Origin of the sequence: uncultured Porphyromonas sp. (assembly GCF_938046015.1) — a bacterium.
Classification (GTDB): domain Bacteria; phylum Bacteroidota; class Bacteroidia; order Bacteroidales; family Porphyromonadaceae; genus Porphyromonas.
In genome coordinates, this window is sequence record NZ_CALIXW010000045.1 from 1 (window position 1) to 17,885 (window position 17,885).

A 17,885-nucleotide genomic window follows, 5' to 3' on the forward strand; every position below is an offset into this window, starting at 1 on the left:
GTCGTAACAAGGTAGCCGTACCGGAAGGTGCGGCTGGAACACCTCCTTTCTGGAGTTCTGAAAATGGGCTTTAGTATAGTTAGTGTAGTATGTACGTATAGATGTGTTAGGTTTTGGACCTTTAGCGCGCGTGCTACCTTCTGCTGTCATATCAATGTTCTCACCTCACAGGGCGGTAGTAGCGAGTGCTGTTACCGCCCTTATCTTTTATACGCACTGACACTAAGTAAAGTCCCTAAGACTTAATCCTCATCCCCATGAATATGGATACCGAAGTTGCTAGCAGCAGCCCTACAGCTCCCTCCGAGGCAAAGGAGATCGTCGTGAAGTCAGCCGCTGAGTTTGTGGCACGGCTTGCAGGGCTTGATAGAGAAGAAGATACCGAGACCTTTTATAGAGGTCATGCGGACGAGGGTTGGGAGCTCATACCCTCGATCTTGAGGACACCTGATGGCCCTGAAGTGGAGCATCGGCTATTTCGGGATATGGTCGCGCATGAGCCGCAGAGCTTCTCTGAATGCCGATCTGCCTTAGATCATTTGGTGCAGATGCAGCATTACGGCCTGCCTACTCGCCTCCTCGATGTGACGATGAACCCGCTTGTAGCCTTGTATTTTGCTTGTGACGAGGCTACGCCCCATCCTGCTGATGGGGCCGTCTATCACTTAGCAGTATCAGAGCAAAAGGTTAAGCATTATGATAGCGACACAGTCTCCGTGTTGGCTAACCTAGCAAAGTGTGCGTCTAAGGACTTATTCTTCTTTCTCTATCTTGGCCCTGCTTCGGAAGGGTCTTTTTATGGCGCTTTAAGTGATGAGCTACCCCCCGAGGACTTGGAAAAGTGCTGTCTGCATGAGGCGCTGTGTATAGGCCAATTTATGCTACTTTTTTATTCTGGGCTGCCTCTCCCGGATGTAAATAGTATTCGGAATAAGTATTTGGCCAAGCTCATGGCATCAGGAGAACCCCTGTCACCAGCTTATTTCAGCAGTAAGGATCCATATAAGGGAGTTGATTCTTGGTTAGATGAGCTTTGGCGACGCATCCTATTGAAGACTTCATGGTCTTCTTGGCAAGCTTCATATCTGCAAGCCTTCAATGAACAGGCGAAGGCTGCTGGCTTGCTCCACCAAATCAGGGGGGAGAAACCTCATTTCCAGCCTTTGATTCAGCCTTACGATTTGGTGAGTATCTTCTTAGTTAAGGCCAAGTATGGCAACCAACGTATTACGAATCAATCAGGCGCCTTCTTACTGTTCGGCTTAGGGCTATATTCACAGCAGGAGGAGGATGGGTCTTGGGGACCATTATATGTACACAAGAGGAAGGGGCCTAAGGTGCCAGAGGAGTGGATCAAGCGGAAGTTCATTATCCCGAGTGATAAGAAGGATACGATTCGTAAGGAGCTGGCAAATCTCGGGATAACGGACTCGTATATCTATCCTGGTATTGAGCAGTATGCCAAGGAGTTGAAGCAGCGCTACCTTCTCTAAGGCTAGCCAGCGGCTGAAGTGCATTCTAGAAGAAGAATGCGGGGCTCGGTGCAGGCTTTATGAAGTGGCTTGCTTTCGTGCGCTGCAGGACAGCGCTCGGCTTGCCCTGTCCTTAGCTGAGGCAGAGGGTCGAGTAAGCTGTAGCGCTAGGCGAGTATAGGGGAGGGGTGTCTGAGGGATATCAGTCAGGAGGCTGAGGGCTAGCCCTCGCGGGGCTCGGACAGGGCTGCCACGCTTGTATCCTTAGCTTGGTATCCGCTTGCTCTTCTTATCGTAGCTTTTGTCTCCTTGGCTTTCCGCCTTGTGCTTTTCGTCTTGCGCCTTTGCGGTCTGTGCTGGGCGGGCTCGCTAAGCGTGGATTGGGCTAGGCGGCGTAGCTTGAAGGGGAGGAGGGCGCTGAGGAGGGGAGCGGGAGGGCTTGCCTTAGGGGAGAGCGAGCTGGGGACGGAGGGGCGGCGCGTGCGGATTTGTTCTTTACAAATTTTATACTACCTTTGCCGTATAGATAGCAGACAAAAAGGACAAGAACTAAGATGAAGGCTACGATGTACATGATGATGATGCAGATGATGTCTGCATCGGCTGTCGTGTACCCCGAGCGCTCCTAGCACTGCTCCTCCTAGAGATATACCGACAGGCCGTTGCACACATCAGAGTGGCAGCGGCCTGTCTGCTTATATAGACCTAGCTTATTCACCCCTCCTAATCACAGACGACAATGACGACGAACGCTACGACAGAAGCACTACACGCAGGCTTCGAGCCCTCCCAGAACCTCGGCACTACCTCCGTACCCATCTATCAGGGCAATGCCTTCACCTTCGAGAGCTGCGACCACGCGGCTCGTGTCTTCGACCTCGCAGAGGCCAGCTACCTCTATACGCGCCTCAATAATCCCACGACCGACGTACTGGAGCAGCGCTTGGCAGCTATCGAAGGCGGGGTCGGGGCGATCGCTACCGCCTGTGGTATGAGCGCCATCTCCACGACCATCCTCACGCTGCTGCGTGCGGGAGATCATATCGTCGCCTCCTCCAGCGTCTATGGGGGGACGTACAATCTGCTGAGTGTCACGCTCCCTCGCCTCGGGATCACGACGTCCTTCGTCGATGCCAGTGACCCCAAGGCCTTCGAGGCAGCCATCCTGCCCACGACTAGGCTGGTCTATACCGAGACGCTGGGGAACCCTAAGCTAGACTTTGTCGACATCCGTGCCGTGGCGGACATCGCCCACGCACATGGCCTGCCGCTGGTGGTGGATAACACACTGACGCCTATCCTCTTCAAGCCCATCGAGCACGGGGCGGATATCGTCATCTATTCGCTGACGAAGTACTTCTGTGGCAACGGTACCGCGATGGGCGGTGCGGTCATCGACTCGGGGAAGTTCGACTGGACGAATGGTAAGTTCCCCGACTTCACCGAGCCCAGCCCCGGCTATCACGGGCTCGTCTACAGTGAGGCCTTCGGCCCTGCCGCCTTCATCGCACGGGCTCGTGTCGAGGGGCTACGCGACCTCGGGGGCTGCATCAGCCCGACCAATAGCTTCCTCGTCCTGCAGGGACTGGAGACGCTCGCCCTGCGCATCCGCGAGGTCTCGGCCAGCGCGCTCAAGATCGCCCGCTGGCTGCAGGAGCAGCCTGAGGTGGAGTGGATCCACTACCCTGGGCTGGAGACAGATAGCTCCCACGAGATCTGCAGCCGCTATCTCAAGGGGGGCTTCGGTGCCATCATCACCTTCGGGCTCAAGGGCGGCTACGAGCCTGCCAAGGCCTTCGTCGATAGTACGAAGATCTTCCGCATCGTGGCCAACCTCGGCGATACGAAGTCGCTCATCATCCACCCCAGTAGCACGACACACCGCCAGCTGAGCCCCGAGCAGCAGCAGAGCGCAGGGGTGAGCCCCGAGCTGGTACGCCTCTCCATCGGGCTGGAGGATGTCGAGGACCTCAAGGCCGATATCAAGCAGGCTCTGGCGGCATCAGGAGCGCATGCTTAGCTACCTAGAGATCAGGGACTACCGCTCCGAGCGTGGAGAGCTGCACCCCGTGCTGCGCCTGAGCTACGAGCTCGCTGGGCCAGCACTGGGGACAGCCCCCATCGTGCTGGTCAACCACGCCCTCACGGGCAATTCGTCCGTAGCGGGGGAGCAGGGCTGGTGGAATCGCCTCGTCAGTCCCGAGGGGGCGATCTCTCCCGAGGTGTACACCATCCTCGCCTTCAACATCCCGGGCAACGGCTACGACGGTGAGCTGTGCGAGGATCCCGAGCGCTTCACGCTCCTGGATGTCGCCCGCCTCATCCTGCAGGGCCTCGAGGCACTGGGGATCGCCGAGCTCTACGCCATCGTAGGCGGCTCTATGGGCGGGGCGCTGACCTGGCAGCTGGCCTACCTGCGTCCACATCTGGCGCGGCACATTGTCCCGATCGCCTCGGACTGGCGTGCCTCGGACTGGCTGCTGACGCAGACGCTCATCCAGCGGCAGATCCTGGCCAACTCCTCCGACCCGCTGAGGGACGCACGCATTCATGCTATGGCCTGCTACCGCACGCCGCAGTCGCTCAATGCGCGCTTCGCCAGCCAGCTGGATGAGGAGGGCAGCTGCTACAAGGTAGAGAGCTGGCTACGCTATCACGGCGACCGCCTCAAGGAGCGCTTCCTCCTCTCCGCCTATGGGGTGATGACCTACCTGACCTACAGCATCGGCGTCTGCCAGGAGGCTGCCGAGCTGGCGCGCATCGCCTCGAACATCCATATCGTCTCGATCGACAGCGATCTACTCTTCACGCATGACCGCGCCGAGGCGACCTACCGCACGCTCGCTGCGCTGCGGCCGGGGGTGACGCTCGACGTCATCCACTCGATCCACGGCCATGACGCCTTCCTCATGGAGTACGAGCAGCTCAACGCTCTGCTCCGCCCTTATTTCGCTCGCTAGCTTATGAAGGTATTGAAGTTCGGGGGTAAGTCCCTCGATAATGGTGCTGGTATAGCACGGGTCCAAGAGATCATCATCGACAGCTACCAGCGTGGAGAGCGGCCTGTGGTCGTGGTCTCGGCGCGTGGGGGCAGCACGGATGCGCTGCTGGCACTGATTGATCAGGCCGTACGCGGGGAGGACTTTGCCGCGGCGCTGGAGCGCTTCTGGGAGCACCAGGTGGCGGGGACGGCGCTGGCCTTCTACCCCGAGCGGCAGCGGCTGTCGCAGCTCCTGACGGGCATCGCCCTTGTCCGCGAGTGCAGCGCACGCCTTAGGGACGAGCTCGTCAGCTACGGCGAACTGCTCTCGGTGCAGTACCTGGCGCACCTGCTGGGACGGCAGGGCTACGATGCCCGCGCCATCGACGCGGGGGACTTCTTCGTTACCGATAGCCAATACGGTGCTGCAGCCGTCGACCTAGAGCGCTCCCGTGGGCGCTGCGTCGAGCTCTTCGGCCGCCTGCCCGAGGGGGCTATCCCCATCGTCACGGGCTTCATCGCTCGGGATGCTGCGGGGCTACGTACGACGCTGGGACGCAACGGCAGCAACTACAGCGCCGCCCTGCTGGCGAACTTCCTCGACGCCTCGCTGATGGAGAACTATACCCATGTCGATGGCATCTATACGGCCAATCCCGAGCTCGTCCCCGAGGTGCGCCGTATCGACGAGCTCTCCTATGGCGACGCCGCCGAGCTGGCACAATTCGGCGCCGAGATCCTTCACACCAAGACCATCGAGCCACTGCAGGCTAAGGACATCCCGCTGCGTGTGCTCAGTACCTTCTGCTACGGCAGCGGCACGGGAGGTACGCTGGTGACCTCGCAGCCACGCCGCAAGGTGGTCCGCGCTCTAGCCTCGCAGTCGCGCCGAGCGCTCATCCACTTCGAGGGGCGCAATATGCTGGGGCATTCGGGGGTCGATGCACGTATCTTCGGCGCGCTGCGTGACGCCGATGTCAGTGCGGGGCTGGTATCGCAGGGCTCTACGGAGCGCGGCACGGCCATCGTCGTGGCAGAGGGGGACGCAGATCGTGCGGTGGAGGCGCTGAAGACGGAGTTCCGCCAGGACCTCATCGAGGGGCGCACGACGCGTATCTATGCCGAGAAGGGGTTGGCGGTGGTTGCCATCATCGGGCTGAACCTGCTGGAGTTCGACCGCCCCTACCGTGCGCTGGTACGCAATAGGGTGCTGCCCATCCTGCTGAGCAATACGGTGCCTGACAATACCCTCTGCCTCGTGGTGACGGAGCAGGAGCGGGCGAAGGCGCTCAAGGTCATCCACGGTGAGCTCTTCGAGCGTCCGAAGCGCGTCCACCTGGCCATCATCGGCCACGGCACCGTCGGCGGTGCGCTCATTGGGCAGCTCATCGAGCAGCGCGAGCAGCTCAGGGAGCAGAAGCATATCGACCTGAGGATCTTCGCCATCGCCGACTCGCGCCACCTGCTCCTCGACGCTGAGGGCATAGGCCTGGGCTGGGAGGAGCGCCTCGAGGAGTGTGCGCAGGAGGGCCTCCTAGAGGAGCAGCTCGTAGACTACGGACAGAGCCATGCGCTGGAGAACATGATCCTCGTGGACAACACGGCCTCTAGCTACATTGCCTCCCTCTATCCCTTCTTCGCTAGCTACGGCTTCGATATCGTCTCCTCCAACAAGCGCTCCAACATCGCCCCCTACGCCGACTACCTCTATCTTCGACAGACCCTGCAGCTGCACCGCCGCAGCTATCGCTATGAGACGAATGTCGGCGCGGGCCTCCCGCTGATCGACAACCTCAAGCTGCTGCACCTGGCGGGCGAGCAGATCACCCGCATCCACGGGCTTTTCTCGGGGAGCCTCAGCTATATCTTCAACCGCCTCGGGGAGGATCCCAGCCTCACGCTGCGGGCGGTCGTCGAGGAGTCGGCGCGCCTGGGGCTCACCGAGCCCGACCCGCGTGAGGACCTCAGTGGGGAGGATGTGGCACGCAAGGTGCTCATCCTCGTCCGAGAGCTGGATGTAGCGGCCGAGCTAGGGGATGTCGACTGGGTTAATCCCGTGCCCGAGGCCCTCGGGGAGCTGAGCCTAGAGGACTTCTGGCAGCGCTTCGAGGAGCTGGAGCAGGCTATTGAGGCCGAGCGTGCCGCCTGCGCCCCGGACGAAGTGTTGCGCTACGTCGGCGACATCGTCTGGGATGGCCAGCGGGGTGAGGCACATCTGTCGGCAGGCCTGAGGCGTGTTCGGCGCGATTCGCCCCTAGGGAGGGTACGTGGCGCGGATAGCTGCTTCGAGATCTACACGGAGAGCTACGGCAGCCAGCCCATCGTCATTCAGGGCGCGGGCGCAGGGGCTGTGGTCACGGCGCGCGGCGTCTTTGGCGATGTCTTGAGGCTCGCCGAGGGCTACGAGAGCTAGCACGCTAGTTTCCTCGAGCGAGGTTGAAGTAAAGAGCCAGCCCCACCAGGGACGCTCCTCGCGTGAGGAGTCTCCCTGGTGGGGCTAGCCCTTTATGGCTACTGTCGTCGTCCTTCTTCGTCGCCACGATCGTCTTGTGGATCGCCCCTGTAGGGCTTTATCCTTATTGCCCCTGACTACCCAGGGTTTGGTCGCCCTTGCAGGGCTGCGCACCCTGGGCTTTGAAAGGGGCGCCCCGTTGGGGCTTCTCCTATTTGCTGTGGCTGGTCGCAAGTAAGGCCAGCTAATTAGTCTGTCCTATCCCTTGCTAGTCCACCAAGGGATATGCTCCTATTCTTGCTTCAGATGATCGGGGCGACCGTAGCTCTCGCCCCAACTTTAGGTGATCGAGGGGCGGTATCGGGCTCGGCGGGGTGCTGGTATAGGTGGAGGGTTGCTGAGGAACATCAGTCAAGGCGCTGAGGGACGGCAGTCAGGGGCGTCAGGGATATCCGTCAGTGCGCTGAGGGATAAGTCTCGCGGCGCTCGGGCAGGACGGTCGTCCCGCGGCGGGGCTGCTTGGACCGCGCTCCCTTCGGCCTGCGCAGCAGGACGGAGGCAAGGGCAAGCCCCACTGGGAAGGCTCCTCGATTGAGGTGCTCACCCAGTGGGGCTTGATCTGTAGGTAGTGCTTGGTCGCGTGCCGAGCGATCGCTGCCTGCGGCTAGTCGCCCATCTGCTCCTCCTTGATGAGGGCGGCGACCTCCTCGAGCTGCTGGTACCATTCGCGGCCGAAGGCGCGCACCAGCGGCCCCTCGAGGAAGCGGTAGACGGGCAGGCCAAGGCTCTTGCCGCGCTTGAGGGCACACTTGCAGACCGACCACTTGTGGTAGTTGACGGCGGTGAAGTCGCGGTACTTGGTCAGGCGGATGGGGTAGAGCTGGCAGCTGATGGGCTTGATCCAGTCGGTCTTGCCCTCGTAGTAGACCTTCTCGAAGGCACATTGACAGTTGCCCTCGGCGTCGTAGGTGGTGAAGACGCAGTCCTTGCCGCCCACGATGGAGGTCACCTCGTCGCCGTCCTCATCGAGGTAGCTGACGCCCTGAGCCTCGATGACGGCGAGCGCCGCGGGCGAGAGGAGGTGCTTGACCTCGGGCAGGTAGCGCTCCAGCTGCTCCCGTTCGCCCGCCTCCAGCGGAGCCCCGCTGTCGCCCTCGACGCAGCAGATGCCCTTGCACTTGGCGTAGTCGCAGGCGAAGAGCACGTCGAAGATGTCCTGGCTGACGATCTTATCCTCTATCTGATACATAGCGTGGTGCGAGGGCTAGCGGATCTTCATCGAGACGATGGTCAGCACGGCGAGGATGATGCCGATGAGCCAGAAGCGCATCGTCAGCTTCGCCTCGGGGACCTTCTGCACAGGACGCTTCCAGAGGGCCTCAGTGGCGGCACCGCCAGGCAGCTGGAAGTGGTGGTGCAGGGGCGCCATCTTGAATACGCGCTGCCCCTTGCCGCGGGTCAGGCGGGTGAACTTGAAGTAGAAGCGCTGGATGAAGGAGGAGCCGAACTCCGCGATGAAGACCCCGCAGAGGATGAAGAGCAGTAGCTCCTTGCGGATGACGATGGCGAAGACGCCGATGATCCCCCCGAGGGCCAGGCTGCCCGTGTCGCCCATGAAGACCTGCGCAGGGTAGGAATTGTACCAGAGGAAGCCGAGGGTCGCCCCGACGAAGGTGGCGGCGAAGATCACCAGTTCCTCGGCGCCGGGGATGAACATCGTATTGAGGTAGCCCGCCATGTCGTGGTGGCTGGAGACGTAGGCCAGGATGCCGAGGACGAGCCCCACGATGGCGGAGCTGCCCGAGGCCAGGCCGTCGACGCCGTCGGTGAGGTTGACGCCGTTGGAGAGGAGCATCACCACACCTACGGTCATGATGATGAAGATACCCACGCCGATGAGCTTGCGCGTGTCGCTATCGCCTAGGGGGATGAGCTCGGCATAGTCGAGGTTGTTGTTCTTGAAGCCCGGGATGGTCGTCTCGAGGCTTTTGCTATCGGTGGTCTCGAAGCGGATCTCACGGGCATTCCCCTCACGGACGACCTCGCTATTGCGCTTGATGACGACGTTGGGGCTGAGGTAGAGCGTGACGCCGACGATGAGCCCGAGGAGCAGCTGCCCGAGGATCTTGTAGTGCTCCTTCAGGCCGTTCTTGTCCTTCTTGAAGACCTTGATATAGTCGTCGGCGAAGCCCAGCAGCCCCATCAGCAGCGTGGTGATGATCATCAGCTGGATGTAGATGTTGTCCAGCCGAGCGAAGAGGAGCGTGGGGATGAGGATGGAGAGCAGGATGATGATACCGCCCATGGTGGGGGTGCCCTTCTTCTGCTGCTCGCCCTCGAGGCCGAGGTCACGTACCAGCTCACCGATCTGCTTGCGCTGGAGGTACTTGATCATACGCCCCCCCCAGATGGTGCTGATCAGGAGTGCGAGGATGACCGCTAGGCCTACGCGTACCGAGACATAGCTCATCAGGCGTGCGATCGTCGAGCTGTAGCCTTGGCTCGTGAGGTAGGCAAAGAGGTGATAAATCATAGGCTAAATGCTTAGAGGAGTAGGTGTGTGGCTTATGCTTCGGTGGCGAACTGTCCCTGCAGGATCTCTCTGTCGTCGAAGTGATGACGTACGCCCGCGATCTCCTGATAGGTCTCATGCCCCTTGCCCGCGACGAGGATCATATCCCCGGGCTCGGCGAGCATCGTGGCTGTGCGTATGGCCTCGGCACGGTCGGCGATGACCAGTGTATGGGCCAGATCCTCGGGACTGAGGCCTGCCTTCATATCCGCCAGGATAGCTAGCGGGTCCTCACTGCGGGGATTGTCGGAGGTGAGGATCAGGCGGTCGGAGTGCTGGGCGGCTACCTGAGCCATCTGGGGACGCTTGCCCTTGTCGCGGTCACCGCCACAGCCGACGACGCAGAGGATACGGGCGCCCTTAGGCCGCAGCTCCTCGATGGTCTCGAGCACATTCAGTAGAGCATCGGGCGTGTGGGCGTAGTCGACGACGGCGACGTAGCCGCGCGGGGAGAGCAGCGTCTGGAAGCGCCCGTCGACAGCCGTGAGCTGGCTGAGCGCCACCAGCACCTCGCTGCGCTCTAGGCCCAGGAGGCGCGCTGCGGCGTAGACGGCCAGGACGTTGTAGACGTTAAATTCGCCGACCAGCTGGACGAGCAGCTCCTGTCCCTCGAGCTCGATGAGCGTGCCGTAGGGGTAGCTCTCGAGGATGCGGCTGCGGTAGTCGGCAGCGGCGCGCAGGGCGTAGCTGTAGCGCGTAGCGGCAGTATTCTGCAGCATCACGGAGCCGTTCTTGTCGTCGGCATTGCTTAGGGCGAAGGCACCCTTGGGCAGTCCATCGAAGAAGCTCTTCTTGGCCTTGAGGTATTCCTGCACGCTGCCGTGGTAGTCGAGGTGATCGCGGGTGAGGTTCGTGAAGATCCCGCCGCGGAAGGGGATCCCCGCTACGCGGCGCTGCGCCATAGCATGGGAGCTGACCTCCATGAAGACGTGCGTACAGCCTGCGGCGAGCATACGCGCCAGGAGCGCCTGCAGCTGCGGTGCCGAGGGCGTCGTGTGGGTCGAGGGGACGGGCTCAGCGTCGATGTAGTTGCACACGGTGCTCAGTAGGCCGGCCTTGTAGCCGAGGCTGCGGAAGAGGCGCCAGAGGAGGGTGGCGATGGTCGTCTTGCCATTCGTCCCCGTGACGCCGATGACCTGGAGCTGCTCGGCAGGGTAGCCGTGCCAGGCTGCGGAGAGGAGGCCGAGGGCCTCAGCGGTTGAAGCGACCTCTATGTAGAGGACGCCGGGGAGCTGCTCGGCGGGGAGCTGCTGGACGACACAGACGCGGGCGCCTGCCTCCACCGCCTTGGGGATGAAGCTATTGCCATCGACGTGAACGCCCTGCAGGGCGACGAAGAGGCTGCCTGGGATGACGCTGCGGGAGTCGTCGGTGACGCTAGTGACCTCGAGCGTCTCGAGTTGCTCGGGGCTGGCGCTCGTACGGTAGTCGAGGTGCGCCAGTAGCTGGGAGAGTATCATCTGATGCTTGGTCTGTCTATTGTGAGGCCCTTCGGAGAGGGCAAGTGAGGACGGCTGCTCGGAGGGCGAGAGGCGGCGCTGGGCTAGGCCTCGTAGCCGAGCTGGAGGACGATTTCGCTGCCTCGGGCTGCGGCTGTACCTGCTGGGATGCTTTGGCCCGTGACGTTCCCCGCCCCGATGAGCTGCACGCGGTAGCCGCGGCTGCGCAGGAGGTAGACGGCGTCCATAGCGCTCATGCCCCTGAGGTCAGGGATGCCCTGCGCCGCTAGTGGCAGCGCCGAGATGCGAGCAGCCGAATCAATGCGGATGTAGGCGGGAGCCTTCGCCCCGAGCTGCGGGGCGGGGAGTCCCATCTGTTCGAGGAGCTCCAGGAGGGGCTCCGTGCGGCCTGCGGCGATATGGCGCGTATAGGCCAGAGGCGAGGCCGAGCGGGGGAGGGAGTCCAGCGGGCGGGGCTTCTCCAGCGCTACGAGGCTCTCGGCGATGCGGCGGATGATGGGGGCGGCCATTACCCCCCCACCTGCGCTGTAGCGAGGCGATGGAGCACGAATCACGGCGATGCAGGAGTAGCGAGGTGCCTCGGAGGGGAAGTAGGCGCAGAAGGATACCTGGTGGCGCACCTGCCCCAGCGAGTCGCGGTAGCCGTGCTTGCCCGAGAGCTGAGCCGTGCCACTCTTGCCGCTGATGGCGACGTAGGCCGAGCGCGCCTTCTTCCCCGTGCCCTCGGTGACGACACGGCGCAGCATCTCCTGGATCGCCTGCAGCGTCTCGGGCTTACAGATGCGCTCCTTGAGCACCTTGGGCTCGATGTGCTGGGTGAGGCTGTCGCGGCGGCGTATCTCGGAGACGAAGTAGGGGCGCATGTAGCGTCCACCGTTGGCGATGGCGTTGAAGAAAGCCAGCGTATAGATCGGGGGGATCTGCGTCTCGTAGCCGTAGGACATCCACGCCAGCGTGGTGTTGTACCAGCGGTTGGGGTTGTCGGAGCGCTTGCGCACGGAGGCCCGCTCCACGCCCTGCAGGTCGACCTCCTTCTGGAAGTTGAAGCCGAAGCCGAGCCTGCGGATCTTCTCGACGTACTCGTCGGGCTTGTCCTTATAGCCCTTGACGATGATCTTGGCGACCCCTACGTTGCTGGACTTGATGATGGTCTGCGCCACGGAGATACGTCCGTAGCCGCCCTTGTCAGCGTTGTGGTCACGCACGACGCGGCCCTCATGCGGCCAGAGGCCGTTGCCGACGTCTATCGTGTCATTGGGGCGGACGATCCCATCGTCCAGGGCCACCATCATGGAGGCAACCTTGAAGGTCGAGCCCGGCTCGGCCTTGTTGGTCATGGCCATATTGACCGACTCGCTGTAGGTGCCTGGGCTGCGCTTGACCTGCTCGAGGTTGGAGATGGCGACGATCTTGCCCGTCTTGACCTCCATGAGCACGACGGTGCCGCTCTCGGCCTCCAGCTGCTGCAGCTGCTCGCGTAGGGAGTGCTCCACGATGCTCTGGATGTCCATGTCGAGGTTGGTGACGATGTCGGCGCCGTCGAGGGCGGGCTCGTCGACGATACGGCGGTAGCTATTGCCGTAGTAGACGCGTCGTGCCGAGCCGATACGGCCACGCAGGAGGTAGTCGTAGCGGAGCTCCAGGCCGCTCTTACCCTTGGAGATATTGTTCTCCCCCGAGGGCTGCAGCTGGCCGATGGTGCGGTAGGCGAGCGAACCGAAAGGGTAGATACGCTTGGTACGCTCGGTGCTGATGATCATCTTGGAGAGGAGGCTGGGGACGCGCTTGTTCTTGATGATCTTCGGCGCGAAGGGGGAGGAGGCCATCAGGATCTGGTACTGCTGGTAGCTGACGTCCAGATTGATGACGGGTAGACCACGCTTACGCTGCTCTAGCCCTTTGCGCCAGCGCGCCTTGAGCTGCTGACGGGTGAGGCCATGCGCTTTGAGGTCGTAGATGCTGTCGATGAGTACCGCTAGGCGATCCAGTCCGTAGTCGAGCTCCTGCCGTGTGGCGTAGTACTTGGCACGCTCGAGGGAGTCCTGGTGTGTCTTGCCCGTGGGCAGGGGCGCGTAGAGCACCTTGAGCGGCTCAGAGAGGAAGTCCAGCCCCAGGCGATATACGGGGGTCGTGACGGCCACAGGGCGCTCGTCGCAGGCGAGGATGGAGCCGCGCAGGGGGAGATCCTGCACACGCTTCTCACGCTGCACACGCTCAGCAGCAGCTCGGTAGCGTGCTCCCTCGCTGGAGTAGGAGAAGCGGATCACGTAGATGATGATCCCGACGAAGAGCAGGGTGAAGCCCGCCATCACGATGGGATAGAAGTCCCAGACGAGACGGCGCCCCTTGAGCGTCTCTACCTCGTAGCGGCAGAAGGGGGCGAGCAGGCGGGCAAGTAGCGGGCTGAGCCTAGCCCAGAGCCAGGCGCGCAGGTTGCGGAGTAGCTGGATGAGCTGCTGGAGGAAGATGAGGACTTTGGACCACATAGTGTACTGCGGGGAGGGGGCTACTTCGCCTCGGGGCTGGGGACTGGGAACTGTCCCGAGTCAATGAGCTGATAGGGCGGCTTGGTGGCGGGTACGAGCGGCAGCTGGTAGTCCGTCACGCGCTGGGTGATGTTGTCGATGTGGGTGCTCTTGATGAGCTCGGAGGAGATGAAGAGCGAGCGGAAGCGTATATCCTTGAGCTGGCGCTCTAGGCGGTCGAGCTGCTGCGTCTGGCTGCTGAAGTGGTAGGTCCATAGGACGCAGGCGATACCGCAGATGAGGTAGAAGCCTGCCACCTTGAGCCAGTAGCGAGCCCGCGGATGTGCCAGTAGGTTGCCCTCGAGGGTCTCCCAGCCCGAGCTGGGGATCTCGCCGTCGGCCTCGTCCTCTTCACCAGAGAGGCGGTCGGCGGCGTCGTCAAGGGACTCCTCTAGGGAGGGCTCATGCTCCTGGAGGTAGGGGGCGCGCATCTGGTCGCGCTCGTCGCTGCTGGGCTGGGCGGTAGCGTTCATCGGGGATCGGGGTGGGCTTAGCGGATACGTTCGGCTATGCGTAGCTTGGCGCTGCGGGAGCGGGGGTTGCGCTCCAGCTCTTCGGCGGAGGCTACGAGGGGCTTGCGGGTGATGAGGCGCCAGGCGCTACGGGCGGTGCCGTAGATCTGTGCCTCGGCCGAGTCGTCCGTCCCCTTGAGGAAGTTCTTCACGATGCGATCCTCCAGCGAGTGGTAGGTCATCACGACGAGGCGACCGCCGGGGCGTAGCACGCGGAGCGAAGCCTCGAGGAGCTCCTCGAGGGCCTTGAGCTCGCCGTTGACCTCGATGCGCAGGGCCTGGAAGATGCAAGCCAGCAGCTTCTTCTCTTGGTCGGGGCGCAGGGCCGGGCGTAGGGCAGCGATGAGATCGCCGACCGTCTGCAGCGGGGCGACAGAGCGCGCCTTGACGATGAGCTTGGCTAGGCTGCGGCTCTGCTTGAGCTCGCCGTAGCGGTAGAGGACGTCGGCCAGCTGCTCCTCCTCGTAGCTATTCAGGAGGTCACGGGCACTGAGGCCAGCCCTATTATTCATGCGCATATCCAGCAGGGGCGTCTCGTCCCTGAAGCTGAAGCCACGCTCCATCGCGTCGAAGTGATGCGAGGACACGCCGAGATCCGCAAGGATAGCGTCCACCTGTTCCAGTCGGTCGTAGTAGTCCATGAAGCGGGCGAGGTGGCGGAAATTGCTGGCGATGAAGGTGAAGCAAGGCTGCTGGGGAGCACGCGCTGCAGCGTCAGGGTCTTGGTCGAAGGAGTAGAGCATCCCTGCCCCCTGGAGCTCCTTCAGTATAGCCCGCGAGTGTCCTCCGCCTCCGAAGGTCACATCCACGTAGCAGCCCTCAGGCCTTAGCTGCATCCCCTCGAGACACTCCTGGAGCATCACGGGGACATGATAGTCTTCTGCGCGTACGATGTTCATAATAGCTACAATGTCTTGCAAAGATACGAAAACTAGCAGGCTGCTGCCAGCCCACGCAGCGCAGAGACTGCGTGTCGCCCTCGTGTTTACCTCCGCCTAGCTACTCGGTGGAGGGGCGAGAGGCAGGGGGCGCACTTGGAGGATAGGGTAAGGGGTGCTGAGGGATATCAGTCAGGCCGCTGAGGGGCATCCGTGGTGGGGCTGAGGGCTATCAGTGAGGCTGGCGAGGGATAGCCCTCAAGGGTGCTCGAGTAAGGCCGCTGCCGCACTGTGCCTCTGCGGACTTGTTCGCTGGGTGGCCTTGGGCGTGGCTTCTTGTCTTTACTTGTGCTGGCTTAGGGTAAGGCTAAGGGGCGCTTACCTTGAGCCTTAGACCAAGATCGGAGGAAGCTCTTTCCGCGGCTTCAAGGCAGGGCGTGGGCTTCCCTTACCTAGCCCCCAATACGACAGCAGCCACTCCCTCGAGCTGAGGAAGTGGCTGCGGGTAGTGGCGCCTCTAGGCGGGACGTGAGGCGGAGTAAGTCTGTGAGCGGCGGGGGCTACTCTACGGGAGGTATGTCGGAGCTGCTGCCCTCGCCTTCGCCCTCGAAGACCTCGACGGCCTCAGCCTCCTGCGTGTTGCCTCCACAGGGGGAGAAGCCCTGCGGCATGCGGAAGGGGATACCCGTCAGGTAGCCCAGCGACTTGTCGCTGTAGACCTTCTTGAGGAAGCGGCCGAAGATTGGAAGCGCAGCGGCGGCACCTTGACCGAAGTTCATCGAGTTGAAGCGGACGCTGCGCTCTTCGCCGCCTACCCAGCAGCCTGCCACGAGGTCGGGTGTGAAGCCCACGAACCAGGTGTCGCTGTTGTTCTGCGTCGTACCCGTCTTCCCCCCTAGGGGCATATCCAGGCCGAAGGCATAGCGTAGGCGGCTCGCCGTACCACCCGCGACGACGCTCTGGAGCATGTAGAGCATCTTGCTCGCCGCGTCGAGGTCGAGGACCTCGGTCGTCTGTGGGGCGAAGGTGGCCACGATGTTGCCATTCATATCCTCAATCTGCGTGACCATCAGCGGATCGACGCGCACGCCGTCGTTGACGAAGGTCGTATAGCCCGAGACCATCTCGCCGACGGTCGCCTCAGGCGTCCCGAGGGACATCGCCATAGCCTCCTCGATGGGGCCACGTAGGCCGAAGCTCTCCAAGAGACGCTTGAACTCCTTGGTCGAGGTGCGGCTCATCAGCTCGGCCGTCACCCAGTTGTCCGAGTTCTGCAGCCCCCACTGGATGGAGACCATCTCACCGACGCGGCGGTGGTTGGTATTGCGCGGCGTCCAGTACTGGCCGTTCTCGAGCTTGTAGCTCTTCTGTACGTGCAGCACTTGGTCACAGGGCGAATAGCCGTTGGCCATGGTGAGGGAGTAGAGGTAGGGCTTGATGATCGAGCCCGTCTGGCGGCGTCCGTCCGAGATCATGTCGTACTGGAACTGCCCGAAGTTGATCCCCCCGACGTAGGCCAGCACGTGTCCGTTGTGCGGGTTCATCGCCATGAAGCCCGAGCGGAGGATGCCCTTCATGTAGCGGATGGAGTCGATGGGCGTCATCACCGTATCGCGGAGACCATTCCACGACCATACCTGCATCTTAGTCTTGCGGCGGAACTGGGCGAGGATCTCCTCGTCCGACAGCCCGTCCTCCTTATTGAGCTTCCAGCGGTCGGACTGCTTCATGGCGCGGCGCAGGATATCGTCGCGCTGCTGCTGCGTCAGGCTCGTGCTGAAGGGATCGCCGCCACGCGCCAGACGCTCACGAGTCAGTGCGGGCTGGAGATTGTCCGCTAGGTGCTCGCGCATAGCCTCCTCGGCGTAGCGCTGCATCTCGGGGGAGATCGTCGTGTAGATCTTCAGCCCGTCGGTGTCGATATTGTAGGGGGAGCCGTCCTTCTTGCGGTTCTTGTTGCACCAGCCGAAGAGGGGATTCTTCTCCCACTGGATGCTGTCGTCGCGGTAGCGGTCGTACTGCCAGGAGGCGTAGTCGCTGCGCTCGGGCTTGTCGGCCATCATGATCTTGCGCAGATGCTCGCGGAAGTAAGGTGCGATGCCCTGCTTGTGGTCGACGCGGTGGAAGGAGATCTGTATCGGCAGGCGGGAGAGGGAGTCGACCTCGGCGCTTGTCAGGTAGCCTGCCTTCTGCATCTGCTGGAAGACGGTATTGCGTCGCTCCAGCGGCAGGGGACTATTGGGGCGCAGGACGGGGTTGTAGATCGTGGGGTTCTTGCACATGCCCACGAGCACGGCAGCCTCCTGTACGTTGAGCTCCGCAGGCGTCTTGCCGAAGTAGGTAAAGGCGGCGCTACGTATGCCCACAGCGTTGTAGAGGAAGTCGAACTGATTGAGGTACATCGCCAAGATCTCGCTCTTGGTGTAGTAGCGCTCCAGCTTGGCGGCGATGACCCACTCCACGGGCTTCTTCATCATACGGGTGAAGAAGTTGGAGCTCGGTGGGGAGTAGAGCATCTTGGCCAGCTGCTGGGAGATGGTGCTCCCACCGCCAGCGCTCTTCTGCTGCAGGATCCCAGTCTTGAAGATAGCGCGTGCCAGACTCCTGAAGTCTATGCCCGAGTGCTCCTCGAAGCGTACGTCCTCGGTGGCGATGAGCGCCTTGACGAGCTCAGGGGATAGGTCCTTGTAGTCGACGAGGGTGCGGTTGGTGCCGCTGTGGGCGAAGGTGCCGATGACCTCCCCATTGGACGCCAGGATCTGCGAGGCGTACTTGTCGATCGGGTTCTGCAGCTGCTCGATGGGCGGCAGGTAGCCTATCCAGCCCATCGAGATGGCGAAGATACCGCCGAAGATCCCGAGCCAGGCCAGCCCGAAGGCCAGCCACAGCCCTAATTTTATCTTTTCCTTCATCTATATCCTATATATATAGTACCTGCTGCGCTAGGCTGCACCCGAGGGGCGGGCTAGACGCAGCAGGGCTTATACTCTATGAGCGCAAAGATACGCATTTGCCTACATTGCCCGAGGCCTAG

11 protein-coding genes are annotated in these 17,885 nt (G+C 62.0%); 4 read left to right on the forward strand and 7 right to left on the reverse strand.

What is annotated here, in order from left to right:
• Window positions 1-263 precede the first annotated feature (263 nt).
• From Q0248_RS06095 to Q0248_RS06110, 4 genes are all read left to right on the forward strand, one after another.
• Window positions 264-1,493, forward strand: a complete 1,230-nt coding sequence (locus Q0248_RS06095; RefSeq protein WP_299320757.1) for an FRG domain-containing protein — start codon at window positions 264-266, stop codon at window positions 1,491-1,493.
• 718 nt (window positions 1,494-2,211) lie between these two features.
• Window positions 2,212-3,492: an O-acetylhomoserine aminocarboxypropyltransferase/cysteine synthase family protein gene (locus tag Q0248_RS06100; protein ID WP_299320758.1), complete on the forward strand. Its 1,281-nt coding sequence runs from the start codon at window positions 2,212-2,214 to the stop codon at window positions 3,490-3,492.
• Entirely contained in the window at window positions 3,485-4,432 is a 948-nt protein-coding gene (locus Q0248_RS06105; RefSeq protein WP_299320760.1) for an alpha/beta fold hydrolase, read from the forward strand. Before Q0248_RS06100 ends, Q0248_RS06105 begins: the two co-directional genes overlap by 8 nt.
• A gap of 3 nt (window positions 4,433-4,435) precedes the next feature.
• A complete protein-coding gene (locus Q0248_RS06110; protein WP_299320761.1) occupies window positions 4,436-6,865 on the forward strand; it encodes an aspartate kinase in 2,430 nt (809 codons plus the stop codon).
• Between the two features lie 703 nt (window positions 6,866-7,568).
• Here the strand turns inward: Q0248_RS06110 and Q0248_RS06115 are convergent.
• From Q0248_RS06115 to Q0248_RS06145, 7 genes are all read right to left on the reverse strand, one after another.
• Window positions 7,569-8,153: a DUF3109 family protein gene (locus Q0248_RS06115; protein WP_299320763.1), complete on the reverse strand. Its 585-nt coding sequence runs from the start codon at window positions 8,151-8,153 to the stop codon at window positions 7,569-7,571.
• Between the two features lie 15 nt (window positions 8,154-8,168).
• Entirely contained in the window at window positions 8,169-9,437 is a 1,269-nt protein-coding gene (gene mraY, locus Q0248_RS06120; protein WP_299320765.1) for a phospho-N-acetylmuramoyl-pentapeptide-transferase, read from the reverse strand.
• A 32-nt stretch (window positions 9,438-9,469) separates the two neighbouring features.
• Complete coding sequence (locus tag Q0248_RS06125) at window positions 9,470-10,936, reverse strand: UDP-N-acetylmuramoyl-L-alanyl-D-glutamate--2,6-diaminopimelate ligase (protein ID WP_299320767.1); 1,467 nt, start codon at window positions 10,934-10,936, stop codon at window positions 9,470-9,472.
• An 83-nt stretch (window positions 10,937-11,019) separates the two neighbouring features.
• Window positions 11,020-13,422, reverse strand: coding sequence for a penicillin-binding protein (locus Q0248_RS06130; RefSeq protein ID WP_299320768.1), 2,403 nt, complete (start codon window positions 13,420-13,422; stop codon window positions 11,020-11,022).
• Between the two features lie 20 nt (window positions 13,423-13,442).
• The gene (locus Q0248_RS06135; protein ID WP_299320770.1) at window positions 13,443-13,934 is read right to left on the reverse strand and encodes an FtsL-like putative cell division protein; all 492 of its coding nucleotides are present in this window, start codon (window positions 13,932-13,934) and stop codon (window positions 13,443-13,445) included.
• Window positions 13,935-13,951: 17 nt separating this feature from the next.
• Window positions 13,952-14,872 carry a 16S rRNA (cytosine(1402)-N(4))-methyltransferase RsmH gene (gene rsmH / locus Q0248_RS06140; protein WP_299320772.1) on the reverse strand — a complete coding sequence of 307 codons (921 nt, stop codon included), beginning with the start codon at window positions 14,870-14,872 and terminating at the stop codon, window positions 13,952-13,954.
• A gap of 539 nt (window positions 14,873-15,411) precedes the next feature.
• On the reverse strand, window positions 15,412-17,763 hold the full coding sequence (locus Q0248_RS06145; RefSeq protein ID WP_299320774.1) for a transglycosylase domain-containing protein: 2,352 nt from the start codon (window positions 17,761-17,763) through the stop codon (window positions 15,412-15,414).
• Window positions 17,764-17,885 lie beyond the last annotated feature (122 nt).